Here is a 23461-nt window from a genome sequence, read left to right on the forward strand (position 1 = left end):
GTCCGATGTCACCTAACGCGTGAAGTTTCTTATCATCTACCGAGCGAAATCACTTGTCATCCATCGCGCGAAGGTCAAGTTTAACAACATTTGAAGCCGCCTTTGCCACCATATCGCGCTTCCTGACGTTCACGGAAAAATTCGTTATAGGACATAGGCTGCTCGTCGGGATGAACACGTTTCATATGAGCAACATAGTTGTCATAATCGGGAACACCGATCATGAGCTTTGCTGTCTGGCCTAAAAACTTCCCCATACCAAGAAAATTCAAGCACATATTTATATCCTCCATCAATGGCATATAGCATTGCTATAAAACAATGCTATATGCTGTTCGGCTATCAGCCTTACACTCCGGTTGAACTATTTGACTTCAATCGGATTGGCGGGAAATGGTTCATAGGGTATTTCTTGAACCGTCGGCTTATCACTCTTCATAGCTTTAATGGCAGACCTGATAGCAAATAACGTCAAAGCCAGAACCACTAACATAAACAATGCCGTTAAAATGCCATTGATATAATTACCCAAAGCCAATTGTTTGTTTGTGGCTTTCGCTGCCGCAACAAAGAAACTGAGCTTGGCGTCAAATACCTTTTGCCAACCGGCTGTCATGGTACAAATGAAAAGCCATGTAGCAGGAAGAATTGCAACCCACGCATAGCGCTGCTGCTTCATTTTGAATAGTACAACTGCACACAAGAGCAGTGCTACCGCTGCAAGCATCTGATTGGCTATGCCGAATAATGGCCAAAGAGAATAAATTCCGCCCTTGGGGTCAACCGCTCCCTGATAGACAAAATATCCCCACATAAGTACGACGAGCGCCGTGGCGACCAGATTGGCAAAAAGATTGTCGGTTTTGCGCATATGGGGGAACACAATACCAAGAAGATCCTGTAGCATAAAGCGGGCAGAACGGGTTCCCGCATCAACAGCGGTGAGGATGAAAAGCGCTTCAAACAAAATGGCAAAATGGTACCAGAATGACATGCTCATCCAGCCACCGAGAGCATTATGTAAAATATGCGCCATACCGACAGCGAGCGTCGGCGCTCCACCGGTTTTGGCAACGATCGACTTTTCTCCAACTTCATTTGCTATATTTGTCAGCATTTCAGGCGTGACCTGAAATCCCCAACTTGAAACAACGGTTGCAGCCGATTGGACCAAATCTCCTGTTCCTTCAGGTAAAAGCACGCTTAACGGCGCGTTCATCGAAAAATAAACGCCCGGATTGATAACACTTGCCGCAATCAACGCCATAATGGCAACAAAAGATTCCATCAACATGCCGCCATAGCCGATGAAACAGGCTTGTTCTTCATTTGCCAACATTTTCGGTGTTGTCCCTGAAGAAATAAGCGCATGAAAACCGGACACCGCCCCACAGGCAATTGTAATGAACAGAAATGGAAAAAGATCGCCTCCCCAGACTGGCCCAGTACCGTCTACATATTTTGTAAGAGCCGGCATTTCGAGCATCGGGCGAACAACAATAATGCCGATTGCCAAAGCGATAATCGTTCCAATCTTCAAGAAGGTCGAAAGATAATCGCGCGGGGCGAGCAATAGCCAAACAGGTAAAACCGCAGCAATAAAACCATATATAATAATCATTAAAGTGAGTGTTGTTGCCTCATAGGTGAACCACGATGCAATGCTGCTGTCTTTTATCCAGCCGCCCGACACAATACCGAACAGCAGAAACACAAGGCCGATCACCGAAACCTCACCAATTCTGCCCGGACGGATATATCTCAGATAAATTCCCATAAAAAAGGCGAGAGGAATGGTAAAACCGACTGTATAGGTTCCCCATGGGCTACCGGCCAAAGCTTTCACAACCACCATTGCCAGAACACCGAGAATGATTATCATAATCATGAAACAGGCAATAAGTGCAATGACACCGGCGACATCTCCCATTTCCTCACGAACGAGTTCGCCAAGCGAGCGCCCGTCCCTTCGGGTCGAGATGAAGAGCACCATAAAATCCTGCACGGCACCCGCAAGTACGCATCCTGCCAATATCCATAATAAACCGGGTAAATAGCCCATTTGAGCAGCAAGCACGGGTCCCACAAGCGGTCCTGCACCGGCTATTGCCGCGAAATGGTGACCAAAAAGGATTTTCTCGTCAGTAGGAACATAATCAAGCCCGTCATTGCGACGATAAGCAGGTGTCATTCTCGTTCTGTCTGCCTTCAGAACAACACCGGAAATGAATAATCCATAAATACGGTAAGCAACAAGATAGACGCAAACCGCAGCAACGACAATCCACATGGCATTGATGGCTTCTCCACGTTGAAGTGCTATATATCCTAGCGAAAAAGCACCCAATATTGCCAATATAACGAGAATTATTGCTTGAGTGGCGGTTAAAGGTTTCCGAATGGTCTCCATATTTCCCCTCCTCCTGAAATTCTTCGGGAAAAAATACCTGCTTATGTTACTTCGACCTTCCAACAAAAGCAGCCGAATTATTTTTTATTATTATTTATCGACTGTTGTCTATAGTATTAGTTGACGAAACAAATTTAACTGTGAATATCAATAAAGCTTTGCGGATATATAAAAACGCAATTTTGAATGGTGAATTTTCATTTCCATACCGCGTCTATAACAATATAGGTTTGACGTAAGTCCAACTTGCAGAACGTGGCAGCGCCCATCCCCGGCAACGGGTAGTTCGGCAACCTCGAATATTGGCGAATTTCAGATGGTTTTTGTCGGGCAGCAAAAACACTCTCTATCAAGAACGAACGTTTAGAAAGAGTTTTAGATAACTCGTCATTTGGCCAGACAGCCGAATGCTTTCAACAATTGACTATAATTTGTGTTTTTGACGAGAGGTTGCCATAACAAACACGGTCAATGCCGGTATTATAATTTTAATTTCGCACCGACTACAGCAACTGTCTTTGACTTGCAATTTAGGCTCGCTAACGATCTTCAAGTCACCCCGAAAAATCGTGAAAGATCTGATTGGATATTGAACCGGAAAATTCCTCTCGAAATAAAAAACATCATAAAAAAACGGGCCTGATATGACAGGCCCGCAAAGATTAGCAAATCACGTTTTCCCTGAACTTTATTTTGTCATATCAAGGACCACACGTCCTTCGATTTTGCCTGCAATCATATTGTCAAAAATATGGTTGATATCGGAGAGCTTATCAGTCGAAATATGGGACTTGACTTTTCCCGCTTCTGCAAAATCCAAAGCTTCCTGCAAATCAAGTCTGGTGCCCACAATCGAGCCACGCAGTGTCACGCCATTGAGAACCATATTGAATATCGAAACCGGAAAACTACCGGCCGGTAAGCCGTTCATTGCCAAAGTACCGCCGCGGCGAACCATACCCAAAGCTTGTTCGAAGGCTTTCGGAGATGCGGCTGTGACCAACATACCATGCACGCCACCATCGGTAAGTTTGCGCAATTCGGCGGTTGGATCGCTATGTTTCGTGACATTGATACCAACATCGGCACCCAATTGCCTGGCCAGTTCGATTTTATCGTCGGCAACATCAATTGCTGCAACATTGAACCCCATAGCTTTAGCATATTGCACTGCGAGGTGACCGAGGCCACCAATGCCCGAAATACCGACCCAATTGCCCGGTTTTGCATCGGTTACTTTAAGACCTTTATAAACAGTAACTCCGGCACATAGAATTGGGGCAATTTCGTTAAAGCCGATATTGCTAGGCAAATGTCCCACATAATTCGGATCGGCAACGACATAATCAGCGAACGCTCCGTTAACAGAATAGCCCGTGTTCAACTGGTGTTCGCAGAGCGTTTCCCAACCGGCGAGACAATGTGAACAACATCCACATGCAGTGTATAGCCAAGGCACGCCAACCCGGTCACCTTCTTTTACGTGTTTGACACCGCGGCCTACAGCCGATACGTAGCCGACACCTTCATGACCGGGAATAAAAGGCGGCTTGGGCTTGACCGGCCAATCCCCGTGTGCTGCATGCAAATCTGTGTGGCAAACACCACAAGCTTGCACACTCACCTGAATCATGCCATCTCCCGGCTCCGGAATTGGTACTTCATCAATGGTAAGGGGCTTTCCGAATTCCCGCACAACTGCGGCTTGCATCGTCTTTGCCATGATGGTCTCCTTCATTGGCTAGGAACACGTGAATATTATCCAAAAATCAAACAATCACTTCACGTATTCTGTAGTTGGTTTTGACGAATTTTGAATAGATGCGCTATTTCGCGCACTCATAACGATATGGAAAATTTTTCTTGTTGAGCAAGTTCACTTTTGAAAATTTTTACATTTTATCCCGCAAAAATACCTCTCTCCGCCTTCACTATAAACAAAAAAAAGAAAATTACTATATTCTTTATTTATATTTTTTATTTTATTGTTCCGATTGTAGACAAAAAGGCATTTTTTAATTTAGAATTATTTTATCTTTAACAACAATCAATTTCTTGTAGTAATTCGATCAAAGAGACAAACATATTGTGTTCATTAAACCGGAACGCTTTTTTTCCGGTTTATTTTTTTCTGAAAACGGGTTCGTTATGTTAACGGAAATATCCGTTACCAAGAACAACTTTCCGATCAACGAGAGATATGTTTAAAAGTGATGACAGTGTTCAAAGAACGCGTGAGTTGATTGCCATCGCTTATGAACTTCGGTAATAAACCGGTTCATTATAACCGATACAGAACAAAAAGCCCCGCCAATTTGATCGGGCGGTTCATTCGGATTTATTTTTCAGGTGTCCAAGCTTTCCTCTTACTTCCCCAACCTGCGATTATCATTGTTTGGCGACCATACTGCTCAAATTTATCGGATATTCAAACGCCGGATTGAATAAAAAAATAGAAAAATCAAAACGTCGAAATGCTATCGGAACAAATTGTTCGACCAATCATTGAACAAGCAAGATCTGCATATCTTGCCTTTCCCGTTATCAATGTTTGCCCCTCTTTATCGATCTTTGGCAAAAAACTGGAGGTGAATTTTCTGGACTATTGTTCTTATCCCAACCCGAAATGTGGATTCATTTTCCAATCGAGACTCACGTCTCATAAAGGAATCCCGGATGAAATATGAATAAAATATTCACCTTTTTATTTTTGTTCTCCGGCTAACGTAAGTTGTTTCAAAATAGGATTGAAAAAAGGCATTTTTACCCAGAATTGATATAAATCAACTAACAACTTGCTGTTTTTAAAGCATAAAATTATTCACATCGGTTTTTGGGTAAAATGTTCAATCCGTCACGAAATCGTGATATTTTGCTACTATAAGTGTGTCGTCACATTTAGTTTTAACTTGAATATCAGGGCATTCCTGTTGCGGAGGTAGAAACAGGTTTCAAATGTCGAAAGAGAAAATTGAACATAAAATTGCATAGAAGGATGCCAAAAATATGAAACGGCTAACCCGATGGTTTTTGGTTCTTGTTGTTATAGGGATCGTAGGTTTTTTTGTTCTTACCTCCCCGATCACATGGTCACTTACTCATCCCACACGAGACGTAGCTGACAATACTGCGCCGGATCTGGAAAATGGTCGCGTTGTATTTGTAGCCAGCGACTGCTCGACTTGTCATGCTTCCCCTAATCAGGACAATCCGTTGAAGTTAGGTGGCGGGCGTGCCTTGGATACTGAATTCGGGCGTTTTTATATGCCCAATATTTCGTCGGATAAAAAAGACGGTATAGGTAACTGGACACTTGCCGAGTTTACCAAAGCTGTACGTGAAGGTGTTGGTCCTAATGGCATTATGCCTGACGGTCAAAACCTCTATCCGGCATTTCCTTATACATCATATCAACGTTTGACAGCGAACGATGTCCGCGACCTGTTTGCCTACATCAAATCGCTTGAACCTGTTCAAGGTGCTGCACCCGATCATGATTTGAAATTTCCTTTCAATATGCGTCGTGGTGTCGGCGTTTGGCGTTTGGCTTTTCTTGACGGCAAAGCATTGCCACCGATGCAAGTCACTGCGACTACCGATACCAAGGAAACAAAAGACGAGGAAGCCCTGCTTGAACGTGGACGTTATCTCGTTGAAGGTGCGGGTCACTGTGCCGAATGCCATTCAACCCGTAATTTTATGGGTGTAATAAAAAGCAATCTACGTTATGGTGGTGGTGCTACACCTGATGGTAACGGGCATTTCCCGAATATCAGTCAGGATGATACCGGTATCAAATTCTGGGCCGAGAACTCCATCTTCAATTATTTGAAGACCGGCAAGAGCCCGATCAATAAAGTTGCCGGTGGCGATATGGCAGAAGTCATTAAAAACACGAAACAGCTTCCCGATGAAGATCTCCGTGCCATGGCTGCTTATATCAAAACCCTCCCCGGTGTTGATTTGCCTGCTCCCGGACAACCGCAATCAAACCACACATCAAAAATTGTTATGTTGCCACAAACCAACAAGCTTGATGTGACATTGCCGACATCGTCCGATAATGCTGTTAAAAATGCAGATACAGTTTATTCGGTCTACACGAAACCGTTCTATATTGACGAGAATGGTTCCGGAGACGAAGACGGTAAATTATTGGCGGCGGCAAAACTTTCAGTTCTCGAACATAAAGGCGACAAGCTGAAGGTACGTCTGGATGGTTGGCAAATGGATGGAGCACCATCTGTTGTCTATGCCCTGCAAGGTCAGCGAATTATGTATGCGGTTCTTGGCGACAAGGCTATGGCCTCCTATAAGCTTGGCAAGGCTGTTGTTGATCCTGAAACCAAGCAAACATGGTATCCTGTAAGCCTTGAATTGTGGACAAGCGATAAAGATGTCAATGTTTCTCTCGGAGATATGTGGGCCTATACGTCTGATCTTTTCAGTTCGACATGTAGCGTCTGCCATTCACTACCCGAAGCAGGACATTTGCTTGCCAATCAATGGATCGGCAATTTGAATGCAATGAAGCGTTATACTTCCTTGACACCGGATCAATATCGCTTGCTTTTGAGCTATCTCCAGAACCATTCAAAAGATGTTAATGAAGGTGAAGAGGCACATTGATGGCTGTTGTTCAATCAGAAGCGTCATTTAACGCTGAACGTCAAATGACATCCAATGAAGATCAAGCAGAGGCCAGAATAATCGATTGGTTCGCCAGATTGTTCATAGCGCCACCAAGCATCGAACTTCTCGAAGAATGTCAATCGCATTCCGTTATGACTTTTCTGGGTGAATTCGGTAAAGAACTCGGTGCAACCGAATTAACAAAAATGATTGCGGATTTATTCCGCAGTCATTCTCCAGAAGTGCTTAACCACCAGCTTTCGCAACAATATATCAGTTTGTTTGATGGTGCTTCCGGCCCGCTTTCTGTTCCTCCGTATGAAAGTTATTATCGGGATGAAAACGGAAGACTTTTTCAGGCTCCTTATGTTGAAATGCTGGATGTTTTGCAGAAACTTGATGTTTCGGTAAGTGCATCTTGTAAAGAACCGGCCGATCATATTTCATTGGAATTGGCCGCATTGGCTGAAGCTTTCCGCCAACACGAACAGAAAGTCATAGCAGATGTTACTTCACGTCTCTTTCTATGGCTTCCTGAAATGAGTTCAGCGCTGGGTAAGGTGGCTGGTCATAGTCTCTATGCCCGCCTGGTCGACTTGCTTATTATTTATCTTTCGTCTTTCAGTCGCCTTTATGGCAACCAAGACAACATTAAACACTAGGAGAATGCTATGTCATTCGACAAAACAAAAATCACCCTGCCGGAAATGAATCGTCGTTCATTTCTCAAAAGTAGTGCTATGTTGACGATGGTGGGTGCCGCGAGCGGTTCACTTCTCACACGTGGCGCACAGGCACAATCCGGCACGAAACTGACTATGTCGGGCAGCCACTGGGGCGTTTTCCGCGGTCGTGTTGACCAAGGCCGTCTGGTTGAAGTTACGCCTTGGGAACAGGATCCGCATCCCACTCCTATGTTGCAAGGAATGATGGATTCCATCTATTCGCCGTCGCGCATCAAATATCCGATGGTCCGTCGCGCCTGGCTTGAACAAGGTCCCGGTGCAGATCCTGAAGGGCGTGGCACAGGCGACTTTGTTCGCGTGAGCTGGGAAAAGGCTATTGACCTTGTCGCCGGTGAACTCACCCGCGTGCGCAAGAAATACGGATCAAACGGCGTTTTCGGTGGTTCATATGGCTGGAAAAGCGTTGGCAAATTCCATAATTGCCGGACACTTTTGCGCAGAATGCTGAAAACAACCGGTGGTTTTGTCAACTCGCTCGGCGATTATTCGACGGGAGCTGCACAGGTTATTCTGCCTCACGTTGTCGGATCTTTGGAAGTCTATGAACAATGTACATCATGGGATGTTGTTCGCGACAACACAAAAACGCTTGTTTTCTGGGGTTGTAACCCTGTCAATACCGACCAGATCGGCTGGTTGATTGCCGACCATGGCGCGTTTGTCGGCCTTGAGGAAGTCAAGAAAGCCGGTATTCGGGTTATCTGCATTGATCCGATCAAAACAGAAACCTGCCAATATCTGGATGGTGAATGGCTGGCTCCCCGCCCGCAGACCGACGTTGCAATGATGCTCGGTATTGCCCACACACTCTACGCAGAAAAGCTTCATGACGAAGATTTTCTGAAAAAATATACAGTCGGCTTCGACAAGTTCCTTGCCTATCTTATCGGCAAAGAGGATGGCACGCCGAAAACCGCAGAATGGGCGTCAAAGATTTGCGGCATAGATGCAGGCACAATAAAACAGCTTGCTCGTGACTTTGCCAAGAACCGCACAATGATTGCAGCCGGATGGTCTATCCAGCGTCAACACCATGGCGAACAAGCCCACTGGATGTTGGTAACATTGTGTTCGATGCTTGGCCAAATCGGCCTTCCCGGTGGCGGTTTCGGTTTTAGCTACCACTATTGCAGCGGCGGCACACCAACAGCCACAAGTCCGATTCTGGGTGGTATTACAGATGGTCCTGCAGCCGAGGTAACAGATCTGCCTGCCGGTTGCCATCCGGGTTCTACCGAATCTGCATGCCAACCTAAATCCAATGCCATTCCGGTTTGTCGGCTTGTAGAAGCGCTGCTCCACCCTGGCAGAACCATCAAATATAACGGGTCGGATATTGTTCTGCCTGAAATTCATATGGTTTATTGGGCGGGTGGTAATCCGTTCTCGCATCAGCAGAACCGTAACGAAATGGTCGAGGCTTGGAAAAAACTGGATACATTTGTTGTTCATGATTTCCAATGGACCGCCTCGGCACGTCATGCCGACATCGTTTTGCCGGTCACAACTTCCTATGAACGCAATGACATCGAACAATTGGGTGACTATGCATTAAGCCATATTGTTCCTATGAAGAAACTTGTCGAACCGATGTATGAAGCACGTTCCGACTTCGACATTTTCGCCGATATTTGTGAACGTCTCGGCAAACGTGAAGAATACACCGAAGGCATGAATGAAATGGACTGGATCAAGAGCTTCTATGAAGCAGCCCGTCTTGAATCGCGTGCCAAGGGTATGGAAATGCCGGTCTTCGATACGTTCTGGCAAAGTGAAGAAGCTTTAGGCTTCCCCGTCAAGGATGCACAGAAACAGTTTGTGCGTTATGCCGATTTCCGTGAGGATCCGCTGCTTAATGCTCTCGGAACTCCTTCTGGCAAAATCGAAATCTACTCGCTTAATATCGAGAAGATGCATTATGACGATTGCCCTCCCCATCCAACCTGGATGGAGCCGATCGAACGCCTTGACGGACCCACAACAAAATATCCGCTGCATATTGCTTCAAACCATCCGATTTACCGTCTGCACTCGCAATTGTGCGGCACCAAATTAAGGGAAAAATATGCAATAGGTGGGCGTGAACCTTGCTGGATCAACCCGAAAGATGCGGAAGCACGCGGCTTGAAAGATGGTGACATTGCTCGCGCTTATAACGATCGTGGTCAGATTCTTGTCGGCATCAAGGTAACCGATGTTATCCGGCCTGGCGTTATCCGTATCAATGAAGGCGGTTGGTATGATCCGGTCAATCCGAGAGAAGCAAAAACTCTCTGTCGGTACGGTGATGTGAACAACCTCACGACCAGTGTATCGACCTCTAAATTGGCGCAAGCCAATTGCGGCCAGACCGCTGTTGTCGAAATTGAAAAATTCACAGGATCTCTGCCTCCTGTTGAAGTATTTATCGAACCGCGCAAAGCCGGTTGATTGTTTTCATTTTCAAATATTGCGAAAGGAGGCGGCTTCCGCCTCCTTTTTTATTGGCCGGTTTTGATAAAATTGTTCGATTATTGACCTGAATTCAAAATGGCTCTTGATCTTCAATGCGTTGCACTTTAATACCCCCTAGAGGAAAACAAACCTTGTAGGACGGGGCTATAGCTCAGCTGGGAGAGCGCTTGCATCGCACGCAAGAGGCCAGCGGTTCGATTCCGCTTAGCTCCACCAACCCTTTCTCTTTTTAACCGATTGCTTCACAAAACCGGACTTTGGCTTATCGACCGGATAAATTGTGTGAAATACCGGCTGAACAAATATTCGTCGTCGATTGTTTGCTATGATGCGGGCTTCAAGCCGTAGCAGAATAGTATGAAAGCAATTAAAATTAAGAGCAGATATTTTTTATAACCGACAGTCGATAATTGCCGACAGTTGAATTTTCATCATCTTATCTTTGCGCAGGCAATCGGAAATTCCTGAAGATAAGTCAAACGCTGTATCAGAAGGTGAGCGAGAAGAGTACATCAGAAATAGTCGGGTAATAAGGGATGGTAGCCATTTTTAATCACGACTGAATTCTATTATTGCCAGGAAATCGCGAGCCGGATTATCCAAACTACATTTTTCTATGAAGACCACATGCCGGTTGATAACAACAGCGACGATAATTCATGTTGTAAAGCTCAGGATTTGATCAATTCAAATCAATCGGTCAAACTTGAACACGCGATAAAGAATATCGGATAATGAACAATTGTTCATACCGTCCGAACGGGAAAATACCCGATTATTTATTGGCATAAATTGCAAGATTCAGTTCGCGCACAAGCTCTTTCGGGCTAAGTTTTCCTGAAATTGCCAGCATGATAACCGGCAATCTATCCATCGGCGTAGATGAAACGGTTAGAGAATGTGGAGCGTCCAGATAGGTGGTTATAGCTTTTTGAGCGTCGGCTTCAAAGTTGGTATCTTTTGCAAAAGCCAGCCAACCGGGCAGACTGTTCTTCCACTTTGTTTTCAACGCATTTCCGTCGATTCCCATTCGCTTCGCTTCGGTAGCAACGAGTTTCCCTGTAAGAGAATGATCTTCAAAACGTAATTTTCCGCCGTAAAAATTGTAACGTTGCACTTGCGCCAACATACCAAGCCACATCTGTGTCGACTTTATGTGCCCGTGTTCATTCTCGCGTTGCAACGTAACCACTGTGAGCAAGGAATCAAGTGTCATACCATCCATTTTCAAGCTGACATCGAGAACGCCACCTTTATCCAGTACAAGATGGAAATGTTTCAAATCCATCATCGAAAGATAGCCACCATAGGCTCCGGCTATATCAAGCCGTCCGGTTGCATTCTTATACCCCATCGAGATAAAATCCTGACGGGTCGAGCCTTCAGGGAAATTGTCGACGAAGACGGTTATTTTTTTGATGTTTATAACAAAATCAATCGGGTTTGCGCGTATTGACGGGTGAAGAGCGATGGCTCCATTTTCCAGAAGACCTAACCGCTTTTTTTTATTATCAAACAATTCCAAATTCTTGAATTGTCCGGTTTTATACCTGAAACCTGTATCCTGATTGTAAATTCCCTTGTTTGGCGGAAACGTTACATCATTCAAGGTAATGCCGGAAACCCGTATAGTATTTCCTTCATAGACATAGACAATCTGCGGTAACACAATTTTTTTGATGGAATAGGCTCCGTGTTCCTGTTCCTGAATTCCTGAAAATTCGACCCGTCCTAATGAAGTATCCGGCGAGAGTGGCGTTCCGGTTATACGGACATCGTCTAAAGTCAAACGATCTTTATTGCCCGCAATTCCAGTATGGGAAACAGTAACCGATTTCCCGAAGGCTTCCGAGAAACGTTTGACAAAGGCACCGTTATCGAATTCTGCCTGCGCCGACGTGACAATAAATAATATAGCGGCTATCGACGCCAAAATGCATATAAAACGTTTAACTACCCTTGAAAACACTGTGACCAACCTGTTGTATTATCGAGATAAACCGCTCCACGGCTTATCTCTATGCTTAGCGCGTGATTTTTCAATCCGGTTTGTTTCAATTCTGACTAACAGCAGAAATAATTCGAGCAGGCGTATAGAAAATGAGATTTGTCGTACCTCTCAAAATGTTTCCGCTATCATCAATCATCTGTTGTCCTCCGGTTTCACTGGTTTCTTTCATCATTGACGTTGAAAGCGAACCGTCATGGGCGAGTGCCATTAAAGTCGGAGACGAAGCGAATACATTATGTGCGCCACCGTCGACATCGGATAGATCAAGAACGGCAATTCCGTTTTTCTGCAGAAGCGGTATGCTGGAGCCATCCCCTACCCTTGCGTGCCCTCCAACCAGTCGGCCGGAAACAGCCAACGCCTTGTCTTTACGCGAAACAAGCACGGCGGTCGGTTGCGGCATTTTTTTCACGTCTTTGAGCTGACGCTCGAACACATCAACATCAATATCCGGCGCTGCCATAAGGAAACTTGAAATACGATCAATCGGGTATCGTTTGCCTTGAAGAGCTAAACTTCTCAATGCCTCCATGGTTACGTAATTGCCCATCGAATGGGCAACAACGGTAATCTCGTTGGCATCTGTTTCACTTAATAAAGTTAGCAGATCGGCAAGTCCGTCGCGGGCAAAATCGGCGCTATCCCGATCATAAACGTAAAGCGGGATAGAGCCACCCGAAGGCCAGGAATAATGAACGGTAACAGCGTTTAATGAATAATCATATGCAAATTGTGCTGCCCTGAATGTGCTGTCGGCAAAATTGTTGTTATAGCCATGGATAAATAAAAATATTTCCCGCTTTCCCTTGGGCTTTTTGTCGAGCGCATTATTCAGTTGTTGTTTGAACGCCTCGCGACCGTCATATTTGACCACATTAACCGCAGAGAAATAATTTTCCAGATCCGGTTTGTAACCGTTTGTTTCAACCTCTCCCTTTTTATGTTTTTGGGGAATGCCAACGTCAACGCGCGCGTAATTCAACGTTTTCGATCTTTTTATTCCGAACGGTTCCGAATAATCGTTTTGCGACTGCCTGCTTGTAGCGACATAGACAGGAACCACTGCCTTCGGCTTACCGGGTTTCCGAATAGCCGCATTTTGAGCGGCCACCGTTGCCGGTGTCGCATTTTTTCCATGCCATAAAACGGCTCGTGATCCACCGCAATTTGTTAAAAAAACAAGACAAACAAAGAAACAAATATATCGAGCCAAAATTGTTTTTCTCATTTAAGTGTAGCCCTGAACCGATTGAGAGAGAACGCGAATAGCACAGATCCGATCACGGCTAAAGCCGCAAAGTTTTCCCAGACAACCGTAAAACCGGCACCACGATAAAGAATTGATTGAGCCATCATAATAAAATGCGTGTTCGGCGCGGCAAGCATGATATTCTGGATAATTTCCGGCATGCTTTCACGCGGAGTAATACCACCTGACAGGATTTGCAAAGGCATAAGTACCAGCATAAGCAACAGACCGAATTGTGGCATCGAACCGGCAACGGTCGCAAGGGCAATGCCCATGGATGTCGTTGCAAAAAGATGCAAAACAGTTCCGGCAAGAAATAGCATGACAGAGCCTTCAATCGGCACTTTTAACAAGCCTTCGACAATAACGATCAACGAAAATGTTGCCGCAACGAGAACGATCAATCCCATTGACCACACCTTTGAAATCATAATTTCGGTCGGTGTGACCGGCATAACAAGAAGATGTTCGACAGTTCCATGTTCGCGTTCACGGATAAGCGCAGTTCCTGTCAAAATGATGGATAACATTGTCACATTATCAATCACATTGATAATCGAACCGAACCACGATTTTTCCAATTCCGGATTGAAACGTGCACGTAACGTCAACGAAACCTGCTGCGGCTCTTTCGAGCGATAATGGGAGACAAACTCCTTCACTTCAGCATCAACAATTTGCTGGATATATTGTGAACCGGTGAGAGCTTGCGTCGTACGTGTCGCATCGACGTCAAGCTGTATGGCCGGAGAGCGTCCGGCAAGCACATCCCTTTGAAAATTCGGCGGAATATCGACAGCAAATGTATCTATTCCCTGATCCATACGGGAATCGAGTTCGGATTGGTCGATGTCTTCGGGAGTTATGAAATATGGCGGGAGAAATGCAGTGGCAATACGTGTCGACAAAGGTGAACTATCTTCATCGACGATCGCGATAGGAGTTTTGTTCAAAGTTTCAGGCGTCGCGTTAGCCGATATATAAATGGATATTGTGAACGCGTAGACAATCAGAACCAAGAGCATCGGGTCACGGAAAACGCCGAGCAATTCTTTGATTCCCAAATCCAGAATATGATTTAACTTCATGACTTTACTTCGCCTGTTTTTTAGTAAGCCACGAGGCTATGATGACCAAAATCGGACCTGCCAGTATGAGTGGAATAAATGAACCGACAAGATCATGGAACTGAAGGGCTTTGGCAAATGTGCCACGCGAAATCAGTATGAAATAGGTTGTAGGATAAATATCGCCGATTAACCGGCCGGCTCCTTGAAGGGAGCTTACCGGATCCATCAAGCCGCAGAATTGTGTTGCCGGTAAAATAGTCAAAACGGCAGCACCAAAAATTGCAGCAATCTGGCTATTCATAAAGGTTGAAATCAAAAGCCCGAATGCCGTTGAAAATGCCACATAAAGCAGCCCTGCGAACATGAATGTCAGGATGCCGCCGGTGAAGTGCACTCTGAAAATAAATACCGCAAACAACCACAGCAAAATACAATTGATAAGACCAAGGCCGATATAAGGAAGTTGTTTTCCAACCAGAAATTCCAACCTTGTTACCGGAGTGACATAGAGATTGATGATCGAGCCCATTTCCTTTTCGCGCACAACCGACAAAGCTGCAAGCATAGCAGGAATAATCAGAAGCAAAATCGGGATAACGGCCGGAACCATGGCCGTAAGACTTTCTATGCCGGGATTATAAAGGTAGCGAACCTCCAGATGATAATCGCCCATAGTTGCGGCTTTGCCTTGCAAAGTTCGCGCCTTGTTCTGCAACCATAACGCATGCATACCCCGCACATAGCCACGCACGGTTTCGGCGCGGAGCGGCATTGCTCCGTCAATCCATGCGCCGACTTCCACATTGCGCCCGCGTTCCATATCCTTCCCGAATTCGGGCGGAATTTCGATAGCGAGACTGATTTCGCCCGATCGCATTCTTGCATCAAGATCATCATAATCAACGATGTCTTTTTTCTGGATAAAGTAACGGGAACCGGAAATCTGTTGCACATAATCGCGACTGATTACCGATTGGTCATGATCGAGCACTGCAAAAGTCAAATTTTCGACTTCCATGTTGATACCATAACCGATAACGAACATCAAAATAACGCTGCCAAGCAACGCCATCGTTGCGCGTATCGGGTCGCGACGCAGTTCGAGCGCCTCGCGATTGGCATAACTCATCATCCGCATAAAATCGAAACGTCGTTTAAAACGGTCTCCGTGTGTTTTTTTGACATCGACCGGATTATCATTATCGGAACTTTTCGCGTTCTCGGCTGTCACATGCGATTTTTCCACGCTGTTCTCAGCGGCGGCCTTGGTTTCATCGGCTTTTGACTTTTTCCCGGCATTCTGCTTATCAATCGCATCCTGCAAATATTCGATAAACGCCTCTTCCAGCGTGTCAGCATTTTTCGATTTAACAATTTCAGAAGGTTTATCGGTAATCAAAACCTTACCGGCATGCATAAGAGAAATGCGGTCGCATCGCTCGGCTTCATTCATAAAATGGGTTGTGATAAAAATTGTCACATTATCGTTGCGCGATAACTCTCCAAGTTGTTGCCACAACTGATCGCGCGCAATCGGATCAACACCGGAAGTCGGTTCATCAAGGATTAAAATTTCCGGCTCATGCAGCAACGCAACAGCCAGCGACATACGTTGTCTGATACCAAGCGGCAAAGAATCAGGCATGGCGTTGAGCACATCTTTCAGCTCGAACCGGTCAATCATCGCCTGCATGCGTTCCTTGACCTTTTCCGCAGGAATTTCAAAAAGTTTTGCGTGAAGCTGTAAATTTTCGAGAACAGTCAATTCGGCATAAAGCGAAAAAGCCTGACTCATATAGCCAACATGACGCCGCGTTTCCATGTCATTGGCATTTATCTGACGACCGAACAGTTTGGCAGTGCCTTCCGTCGCCGGAAGAAGTCCGGTAAGCATTTTCATGGTTGTGCTTTTTCCGCACCCGTTGGACCCAAGAAAACCGAAAATCTCGCCTTTTTTGATACGAAAGCTGACATGATCGACGGCGGTAAAATCTCCAAAACGCTGTGTGAGACCATCAGCTTCAATCGCTATTTCCTCGTTGCCTGTTTCTTTACGCGGCGGAATAACAACTTCCACATGCCCCTTTTGCTCTTCTTGAGGCATAAGTGCGATAAATGCTTCATCCAGTGTCTTGGTTTTTGTCTGTTCAAGCAGTTCGGCAGGTGTACCTGTTGCCAGAATTTTACCATTATACATGGCAATCAACCAATCGAACCGTGCGGCCTCTTCCATATAGGCAGTGGCCACCATCACGCTCATATCGGAACGTTCTTTGCGAATATCGTCAATCAAATCCCAGAATTGCCGTCTGGATAACGGGTCGACACCCGTTGTAGGCTCATCGAGCACAAGAAGCTTCGGGTCATGAATAAGCGAACAAATAAGACCAAGTTTTTGTTTCATGCCGCCGGATAGTTTGCCGGCCGGACGACCTTCAAAACCGTTAAGACCCGTTCTCTCGCAGAGTTCGGCAATACGCGCATCCCGTTCTTCTTTACCCTGCCCGAAAAGCCGCGCGAAGAAATCAGCATTTTCCTGAACAGACAAGGTCGGATAAAGATTTTTTCCCAAGCCTTGAGGCATATAGGCAATATCCGGACAAACATCGAGGCGATGTTGTTTGTCACGCATATCACCGCCCAACACGTAAACGGTTCCTTCCTGAATTTCGCGCGCACCGGTAATCAGCGACAGAAGACTTGATTTACCAACACCGTCAGGGCCGATCATACCGATCATTTTGCCGGACGGTACGTCGAGATCAATCCCGTCAAGCGCAATCTTCTCGCCATAGACCAAACGGACACTTTCCAGTTTTACAACTGGTTCACCTGATTCCGGTTTCGTGATTTTTGAAGGCTCTGTCATTGAACTACTGGTGTACTAACAATCTTTGGCCATTTTGCGTTCGGGTCGGTCTTCACATAGGCCACTCCGGGCAAACCGGTTTTGACCTGTTTTATATATTTTTCCAACAGATTTTGTGGAATTTGGGCGCGAACACGAAACATCAGCTTGGTGCGCTCTTCGGCTGTCTCCACTGTTTTTGGCGTGAATTGCGCCACATCGGATACAAAGGAAATATTAGCCGGAATGACATATTGGGGAGCAGCGTCAAGTACGATTCTCGCTTCCGTACCAATTGCGATTTTGCCAACAACTTTGGTGGGCAAGAAAAATGTCATATAGACATCACCCAGATCGACCAGATTAAGCACACGCCCACCTGCTGCTACAACCTCGCCGGGTTGAGCTATGCGATATTGTATTCTTCCCGACCGGGTTGCTTTCAACTCACTGTCATTGATGTCAGACTGGATACGTTCGATTGTTGCTTTTGCCGCGTCGACTGCGGCTTCCGCATTCACGACATTGGCTTTTGCGGTAGAAACAGCAACTTTTGCCGCTGCCAATTGTGCTTTCGAGGCTGCAACAGCCGCCAGAGCACCGTCATAGGTTGCCTGATCGTCATCTCTGACCTGTGTCGAAACCGTGCCTTTTTGCTGCAATGTGGCTGAGCGTTGATAACGTCGATTGGAATTATCGCGCTGGACTTCATTTTGAGCCACTGTCGCTTCGGCGGCTTCCTGTTCGGCCTGACGTTGTTCCACTTCCATCTTTGCCGTATCAACATTAATGACAGCGCGTTTCAATTGGGCTTGAGCTTCACGCAATTGCGCCTGCAAATTGTCGGTGTCCATATGGGCAACTACATCACCAATATTGACGAAATCGCCCTCTCTTACCGTAATATCCTGAATACGACCGGCAAGTTTGGAGGCGATATCGATTTCGGTTGCCTCTATGCGGCCATTTCCCATGGCAATACCTTCGGGCAGTCCGGGGTGAAGATAGGTTTTCAAGCCGCTATAGACTGCAACTATAGCAATCACACCGATCGCTATCCAACCCCATTTTGTTTTACCTTTTGCAGCCATCAAACAGTCTCCATTTCCATTCCGACAAACAGGAATACGCTTTTAACCAAGTTTGGCGCGTCACATTATCATTCATCTTTGTATTTGAAAAGTTGCCTTTTTGGTAAATATTTTCCAATAAAAACAATTTTCTTGTTAACATAAAAATATGAAATATAGACGTTCTAAACGTTTTCATTTTTTACAACAGACAAGAACGCATCTCTATAAAACACATAGATAGTATAGTCACAAACAACTAAAAATAATTCTTTCAAATGTATAAACAATATTTTATAAAATTATTTTGTAAAATTAGAATATTAGTTTCAGTTTGATTATATCTTGTCCTAATCGGGTTTTAAAAAATCCACATTTTCCGTTCGAGAAACCTATCCGCTAGTTCCGACAGCCAAAACAATTAAAAATTCGATTTATCCGGTTATTCGACTGTTTGCCTTGCATTTGTAGCTGATAGTTCCAAAAAACTGCGAGGAGAAAAAATGTTTGCATTAGATCTCACAACAGTAAAATTGTTCAAAAATAAAAGAAAAAATGGTGCGGTCGAGAAGACTCGAACTTCCACGGGTTTCCCCACAGCGACCTCAACGCTGCGCGTCTACCAATTCCGCCACGACCGCACGTGGTAGAAGCCGATAATTAACCGGCTGGCGGCATTTAACAAATCGACAGAAGCAAAACAAGACCTTTTTTTAAAAAACCGCATATTTATTGAACATTTTGGTTGAAATAATTTTTTCGGCTCATGAGAGCGACTTTCGATACACGTCGCTTTTCAGGCTTTATAAACCTCGTCCGGATTGAAAAGACGCTTCTTATCATCTTCTTCAAGTGTAGCTTTTCCGTTGACCAATTCCAGACGGCGATAAAAACAGCTTCTGCGACCGGTATGACAGGTTGCACCCGCACCTTTTACATGGACTTTCAACCAGATTGCATCCTGATCGCAATCGACCCGAATCTCCTCGATGATCTGGAAATTTCCCGAACTTTCGCCTTTTTTCCATATTTTTTGGCGTGATCGTGACCAATAATGCGCAATACCCGTTTCAAGTGTCAATGCCAGTGCTTCTTTGTTCATAAAAGCGACCATCAACAGGGTTCCGTCATCGGCATCACTCACAACTGCGGTAAGCAACCCTTGTGAATCAAATTTCGGTAAAAACTGCGAACCTTCTTCCAAGCTATTTTTTTCTTCAGACAATTTCTTTTCCCTAAAATCAAAGATTGCGTATCATCTTGACAAAATTGACCTGCGCCTCGACGTTATCCTTGTAGGCTCCCCGATATGTGGCGGTAATAGTGGTTGACCCCTGTTTTTTGACGCCGCGCATGGCCATACACATATGTTCGGCCTCTATGAGCACAGCCACACCGCGAGGTTTTAAATATTGATAAAGGGCGTCGGCAACTTCTGCGGTGATACTTTCCTGCGTTTGCAAGCGTTTTGCAAAAACGTCTACAACACGCGGTATTTTCGACAGCCCCACGACTTGACCATCAGGCATATAGGCGACATGCGCTTTCCCTATTATCGGCACCATATGATGTTCACAATGCGAATAGAAAGGAATGTCCTTGATAAGAACGGGATCGTTATATCCGGACACCTCATCAAAGACTGTTCCTAAAATTTCTTTTGCGGATTGTTTATAGCCTGAAAACATCTCTTCATAAGCTTTAACGACCCGCTTTGGCGTGTTGACAAGCCCTTCCCTGTCGGGATTTTCGCCCGCCCAGAGGAGCAAAGTACGCACTGCTGCTTCAGCCTCTTCACGGCTTGGACGCTTATTCGCAATTTGATGAGTTTCAACGCTCGGACTTTTTTGAAGGGATTGCATAAATGAACTCCGATTTACCGCCAAAGAAAACTTGGTAGTTATAATGACTACACCTATATAGACACATATATCCAGAATCAAAGTAAGTTCATAAAAAACAGGTTGTTTTTCGAGCAACAAAATATGATTGACGAAATTTATAACGATAAAATTCTAGGGTTTGCGGCGCATATCGATAAAATTGGCCGTCTTGACGCTCCCGATGCGACGGCACAAAAACATTCCCGAATCTGTGGATCGACCGTAACAGTTGATTTAAAAATGAAAAACGGCATTGTAACAGATTTTGCGCATATCGTGCGCGCTTGCGCATTGGGGCAGGCTTCCTCTTCACTTATGGCAAGTCATATAATCGGCTCGACGAGTGAAGAACTGCGTTCTTTACGCAATACTGTCTGGCTCATGCTTACAGAAAATGGTCCTGCACCAACCGGAAAATTTGCCGAATTTGCCTGCCTTGAACCGATAAAAAACTATAAAGCCCGCCAGCCGTCCACTATGCTGACTTTCGATGCCGTTGTTGATTGCATTGACCAGATCGAAGCCCGCAACAAAGAGTGACAGAATGACGAAGTCGGAAAGCCGCAATTTTTCAGGAGTCTGGCGCAAAACACCGGGAAGACTTTTGGGAACCGGACTGGTTCGCCTTTACCAGCTCACGCTTTCAGGATTCATCGGCAACCAATGTCGGCATTTGCCCACCTGTTCCGAATATACGTTTGAAGCAATTGCAAGATATGGCTTGTGGGCTGGTTCGTGGATGGGTTTATTTCGCATTATGCGTTGCGGACCGTTCGGAACCCACGGCTTTGATCCTGTTCCGACACATCTCGATGAAACCTATCACTGGTATACACCATGGCGTTATTGGAAAATTGCGCAAAAGAAACATGAATAGGACTTTCTTTTTTTCAAAAGAAAACATAAAAGACCAGACATTAAACCGCTTTGTTGTCATCAACCGGAGCAATCAACACCCCCACCCGCATTCGTTGGCGGGACTGGATTAGGAGTAATTTTATGTCTTCCACCGTTTCCATTTCTTTCCCTGACGGTTCAAAACGCGATTATCCCGCCGATATGACCGGATTGGAACTCGCACAATCCATTTCAAAATCACTGGCAAAAAATGCTGTTGCATACAGCTTTGATGGCGTTTTACGTGACATGTCGGATCCACTCGGACAATCCGGCTCGATAGAGATTATTACACGTGACGACCCGCGCGCACTTGCTCTTATTCGTCACGACTGTGCACACGTTCTAGCCGAAGCAGTACAGGAACTCTTTCCTGGAACACAGGTCACAATCGGTCCGGTTATCGAAAATGGTTTTTACTATGATTTTGCCCGTAACCAGCCATTTACGCCTGAAGATCTGCCGGTTATCGAAAAGAAAATGCACGAAATCATCAAGCGCAATGCAAAATTTACCAAGGAAGTTTTGCCGCGCGAAAAAGCCAAAAAGATTTTCGCGGATAAAGGCGAACTCTATAAGGTCGAACTGGTTGACGCAATTCCGGAAAACGAAGACGTTAAGATATATCATCAAGGGGATTGGTTCGATCTTTGTCGCGGGCCTCATATGCAATCGACAGGCCAGATCGGCAATGCATTCAAATTGATGAAGGTCGCCGGAGCCTATTGGCGGGGTGATTCCAACAATCCGATGTTGACCCGTATTTACGGAACCGCGTTCGCCAATGAGAAGGATCTTGCAGCCTATCTTCATATGCTGGAAGAAGCCGAAAAACGCGACCATCGTCGCTTGGGTCGAGAAATGGATCTGTTCCATTTTCAGGAAGAAGGTCCGGGCGTTGTCTTCTGGCACGCAAAAGGCTGGAGGATGTTCCAGAATCTTGTAAGCTATATGCGCCGCCGCCTTGACGATCAGGGATATTCGGAAGTCAATGCTCCTCAGGTTCTCGACAAGTCTTTATGGGAAATATCAGGGCACTGGGGTTGGTATAAAGAAAATATGTTCAAGGTAACGCCCGCAGGTGACGATGCGGACGACGACCGCGTTTATGCCTTGAAGCCGATGAATTGCCCCGGCCACGTGCAAATATTCAAGCACGGTCTGAAGTCTTACCGCGAACTACCTATCCGCCTTGCAGAATTCGGTGTTGTTCACCGTTATGAACCCTCCGGTTCGCTGCATGGTTTGATGCGTGTGCGCGGCTTTACGCAGGACGACGCCCATATTTTCTGTACCGACGAACAGCTCGCCGATGAATGTTTGAAAATTAATGATCTGATTTTAAGCACTTATGCCGATTTCGGTTTCAACGAAATTACCGTAAAATTGTCGACACGACCTGAAAAACGCGTTGGTTCGGACGAATTATGGGATCACGCCGAAAGCGTCATGGCGGAGGTTTTGCGCACAATCGAGGAAAAATCGAACGGTCGTATCAAAACCGGAATCCTGCCGGGTGAAGGTGCTTTTTACGGGCCGAAGTTTGAATATACATTGAAAGATGCGATCGGCCGTGAATGGCAATGCGGAACGACACAGGTAGACTTTAATCTTCCGGAACGTTTTGGTGCTTTCTACATCGATAAAGATTCAGAAAAACGTCAGCCGGTTATGATCCACCGTGCAATCTGCGGATCAATGGAACGCTTTCTTGGTATTCTTCTTGAAAACTATGCAGGTCATTTGCCGTTGTGGTTTGCTCCCCTTCAGGTTGTTGTCGCCACGATTACATCGGAAGCCGATGACTATGCCAAAAAAGTCGTCAAAAAGCTCAAAGCCGCCGGTTTGTTGGCAACATCGGATCTTAGAAACGAGAAGATCAACTATAAGGTACGCGAACACTCGCTACAAAAAGTACCGGTCATTCTGGTCTGCGGGAAACGCGAAGCCGAAGACGGTTCGGTAAATATGCGCCGTCTGGGGAGTCAGGAACAAGTGTCTCTACGTCTTGAAAAGGTGATCGCCGACCTTAAAGAGGAAGCAACGCCTCCCGATATTCGCCGCAATGCGCTAGAAGATTAATTGTCTCAATGAATTTCTGGCAGGTAAAACATGACCTGCCAGATTTTTTTACAGCTTGATAGATTGCCATAACTATTCCCGCCGAAAAAACTCGACTGAACCCGATTGT

16 protein-coding genes and 2 tRNA genes are annotated in these 23461 nt (G+C 45.5%); 7 read left to right on the forward strand and 11 right to left on the reverse strand.

Annotation, left to right across the window (positions count from 1 at the left end; genetic code table 11):
- Positions 1 to 80 precede the first annotated feature (80 nt).
- The 3 genes from GQS64_RS07295 to adhP all read right to left on the reverse strand — a co-directional run bounded on the left by GQS64_RS07295 (position 81) and on the right by adhP (position 4133).
- Complete coding sequence (locus GQS64_RS07295; RefSeq protein ID WP_077992235.1) at positions 81 to 278, reverse strand: YbdD/YjiX family protein; 198 nt, start codon at positions 276 to 278, stop codon at positions 81 to 83.
- An 86-nt stretch (positions 279 to 364) separates the two neighbouring features.
- On the reverse strand, positions 365 to 2410 hold the full coding sequence (locus GQS64_RS07300) for a carbon starvation CstA family protein (protein WP_198231132.1): 2046 nt from the start codon (positions 2408 to 2410) through the stop codon (positions 365 to 367).
- A 688-nt stretch (positions 2411 to 3098) separates the two neighbouring features.
- Positions 3099 to 4133, reverse strand: a complete 1035-nt coding sequence (gene adhP, locus GQS64_RS07305; RefSeq protein ID WP_077992240.1) for an alcohol dehydrogenase AdhP — start codon at positions 4131 to 4133, stop codon at positions 3099 to 3101.
- Positions 4134 to 5416: 1283 nt separating this feature from the next.
- Between adhP and GQS64_RS07310 the strand changes: the two genes are divergently transcribed.
- The 4 genes from GQS64_RS07310 to GQS64_RS07325 all read left to right on the forward strand — a co-directional run bounded on the left by GQS64_RS07310 (position 5417) and on the right by GQS64_RS07325 (position 10458).
- Positions 5417 to 7039: a c-type cytochrome gene (locus GQS64_RS07310; protein ID WP_198231133.1), complete on the forward strand. Its 1623-nt coding sequence runs from the start codon at positions 5417 to 5419 to the stop codon at positions 7037 to 7039.
- Complete coding sequence (locus tag GQS64_RS07315; protein ID WP_077992243.1) at positions 7039 to 7704, forward strand: TorD/DmsD family molecular chaperone; 666 nt, start codon at positions 7039 to 7041, stop codon at positions 7702 to 7704. The genes GQS64_RS07310 and GQS64_RS07315 overlap by 1 nt, the downstream gene beginning before the upstream one ends.
- A gap of 9 nt (positions 7705 to 7713) precedes the next feature.
- Entirely contained in the window at positions 7714 to 10218 is a 2505-nt protein-coding gene (gene torA, locus GQS64_RS07320; protein ID WP_077992245.1) for a trimethylamine-N-oxide reductase TorA, read from the forward strand.
- Between the two features lie 164 nt (positions 10219 to 10382).
- Positions 10383 to 10458 (forward strand) — tRNA-Ala (locus tag GQS64_RS07325).
- 559 nt (positions 10459 to 11017) lie between these two features.
- Here GQS64_RS07325 and GQS64_RS07330 read toward each other — a convergent pair.
- From GQS64_RS07330 to folE, 8 genes are all read right to left on the reverse strand, one after another.
- Entirely contained in the window at positions 11018 to 12211 is a 1194-nt protein-coding gene (locus tag GQS64_RS07330) for a hypothetical protein (RefSeq protein ID WP_198231134.1), read from the reverse strand.
- Positions 12212 to 12296: 85 nt separating this feature from the next.
- On the reverse strand, positions 12297 to 13481 hold the full coding sequence (locus GQS64_RS07335; RefSeq protein ID WP_077992247.1) for an alpha/beta hydrolase: 1185 nt from the start codon (positions 13479 to 13481) through the stop codon (positions 12297 to 12299).
- The gene (locus GQS64_RS07340) at positions 13478 to 14590 is read right to left on the reverse strand and encodes an ABC transporter permease (protein WP_198231135.1); all 1113 of its coding nucleotides are present in this window, start codon (positions 14588 to 14590) and stop codon (positions 13478 to 13480) included. Before GQS64_RS07340 ends, GQS64_RS07335 begins: the two co-directional genes overlap by 4 nt.
- A 4-nt stretch (positions 14591 to 14594) precedes the next feature.
- Complete coding sequence (gene rbbA / locus GQS64_RS07345; RefSeq protein ID WP_198231136.1) at positions 14595 to 17441, reverse strand: ribosome-associated ATPase/putative transporter RbbA; 2847 nt, start codon at positions 17439 to 17441, stop codon at positions 14595 to 14597.
- Complete coding sequence (locus GQS64_RS07350) at positions 17438 to 18511, reverse strand: HlyD family secretion protein (RefSeq protein ID WP_077992250.1); 1074 nt, start codon at positions 18509 to 18511, stop codon at positions 17438 to 17440. Before GQS64_RS07350 ends, rbbA begins: the two co-directional genes overlap by 4 nt.
- A gap of 535 nt (positions 18512 to 19046) precedes the next feature.
- Positions 19047 to 19131 (reverse strand) — tRNA-Leu (locus GQS64_RS07355).
- 155 nt (positions 19132 to 19286) lie between these two features.
- Positions 19287 to 19715, reverse strand: a complete 429-nt coding sequence (gene hisI, locus GQS64_RS07360) for a phosphoribosyl-AMP cyclohydrolase (protein ID WP_210329445.1) — start codon at positions 19713 to 19715, stop codon at positions 19287 to 19289.
- Between the two features lie 16 nt (positions 19716 to 19731).
- Complete coding sequence (gene folE, locus GQS64_RS07365; protein WP_077992254.1) at positions 19732 to 20352, reverse strand: GTP cyclohydrolase I FolE; 621 nt, start codon at positions 20350 to 20352, stop codon at positions 19732 to 19734.
- Positions 20353 to 20475: 123 nt separating this feature from the next.
- Between folE and GQS64_RS07370 the strand changes: the two genes are divergently transcribed.
- The 3 genes from GQS64_RS07370 (at position 20476) to thrS (ending at position 23352) form a co-directional block, all read left to right on the forward strand.
- Positions 20476 to 20913 carry an iron-sulfur cluster assembly scaffold protein gene (locus GQS64_RS07370; RefSeq protein WP_077992255.1) on the forward strand — a complete coding sequence of 146 codons (438 nt, stop codon included), beginning with the start codon at positions 20476 to 20478 and terminating at the stop codon, positions 20911 to 20913.
- A 4-nt stretch (positions 20914 to 20917) separates the two neighbouring features.
- Complete coding sequence (gene yidD / locus GQS64_RS07375) at positions 20918 to 21250, forward strand: membrane protein insertion efficiency factor YidD (protein ID WP_246798518.1); 333 nt, start codon at positions 20918 to 20920, stop codon at positions 21248 to 21250.
- A gap of 122 nt (positions 21251 to 21372) precedes the next feature.
- A complete protein-coding gene (thrS, locus tag GQS64_RS07380; protein WP_198231138.1) occupies positions 21373 to 23352 on the forward strand; it encodes a threonine--tRNA ligase in 1980 nt (659 codons plus the stop codon).
- The last annotated feature ends 109 nt before the right edge of the window (positions 23353 to 23461 follow it).

Source organism: Bartonella sp. P0282, from assembly GCF_048452985.1.
GTDB lineage: Bacteria > Pseudomonadota > Alphaproteobacteria > Rhizobiales > Rhizobiaceae > Bartonella > Bartonella choladocola.

What these genes read in the sequence shown, in the direction of transcription:
- GQS64_RS07295 (WP_077992235.1), bottom strand. Translation starts at nt 278, where the DNA reads ATGTGCTTGAATTTTCTTGGTATGGGGAAGTTTTTAGGCCAGACAGCA.
- GQS64_RS07300 (WP_198231132.1), bottom strand. Translation starts at nt 2,410, where the DNA reads ATGGAGACCATTCGGAAACCTTTAACCGCCACTCAAGCAATAATTCTC.
- adhP (WP_077992240.1), bottom strand. Translation starts at nt 4,133, where the DNA reads ATGGCAAAGACGATGCAAGCCGCAGTTGTGCGGGAATTCGGAAAGCCC.
- GQS64_RS07310 (WP_198231133.1), top strand. Translation starts at nt 5,417, where the DNA reads ATGAAACGGCTAACCCGATGGTTTTTGGTTCTTGTTGTTATAGGGATC.
- GQS64_RS07315 (WP_077992243.1), top strand. Translation starts at nt 7,039, where the DNA reads ATGGCTGTTGTTCAATCAGAAGCGTCATTTAACGCTGAACGTCAAATG.
- torA (WP_077992245.1), top strand. Translation starts at nt 7,714, where the DNA reads ATGTCATTCGACAAAACAAAAATCACCCTGCCGGAAATGAATCGTCGT.
- GQS64_RS07335 (WP_077992247.1), bottom strand. Translation starts at nt 13,481, where the DNA reads ATGAGAAAAACAATTTTGGCTCGATATATTTGTTTCTTTGTTTGTCTT.
- GQS64_RS07340 (WP_198231135.1), bottom strand. Translation starts at nt 14,590, where the DNA reads ATGAAGTTAAATCATATTCTGGATTTGGGAATCAAAGAATTGCTCGGC.
- rbbA (WP_198231136.1), bottom strand. Translation starts at nt 17,441, where the DNA reads ATGACAGAGCCTTCAAAAATCACGAAACCGGAATCAGGTGAACCAGTT.
- GQS64_RS07350 (WP_077992250.1), bottom strand. Translation starts at nt 18,511, where the DNA reads ATGGCTGCAAAAGGTAAAACAAAATGGGGTTGGATAGCGATCGGTGTG.
- folE (WP_077992254.1), bottom strand. Translation starts at nt 20,352, where the DNA reads ATGCAATCCCTTCAAAAAAGTCCGAGCGTTGAAACTCATCAAATTGCG.
- GQS64_RS07370 (WP_077992255.1), top strand. Translation starts at nt 20,476, where the DNA reads ATGATTGACGAAATTTATAACGATAAAATTCTAGGGTTTGCGGCGCAT.
- yidD (WP_246798518.1), top strand. Translation starts at nt 20,918, where the DNA reads ATGACGAAGTCGGAAAGCCGCAATTTTTCAGGAGTCTGGCGCAAAACA.
- thrS (WP_198231138.1), top strand. Translation starts at nt 21,373, where the DNA reads ATGTCTTCCACCGTTTCCATTTCTTTCCCTGACGGTTCAAAACGCGAT.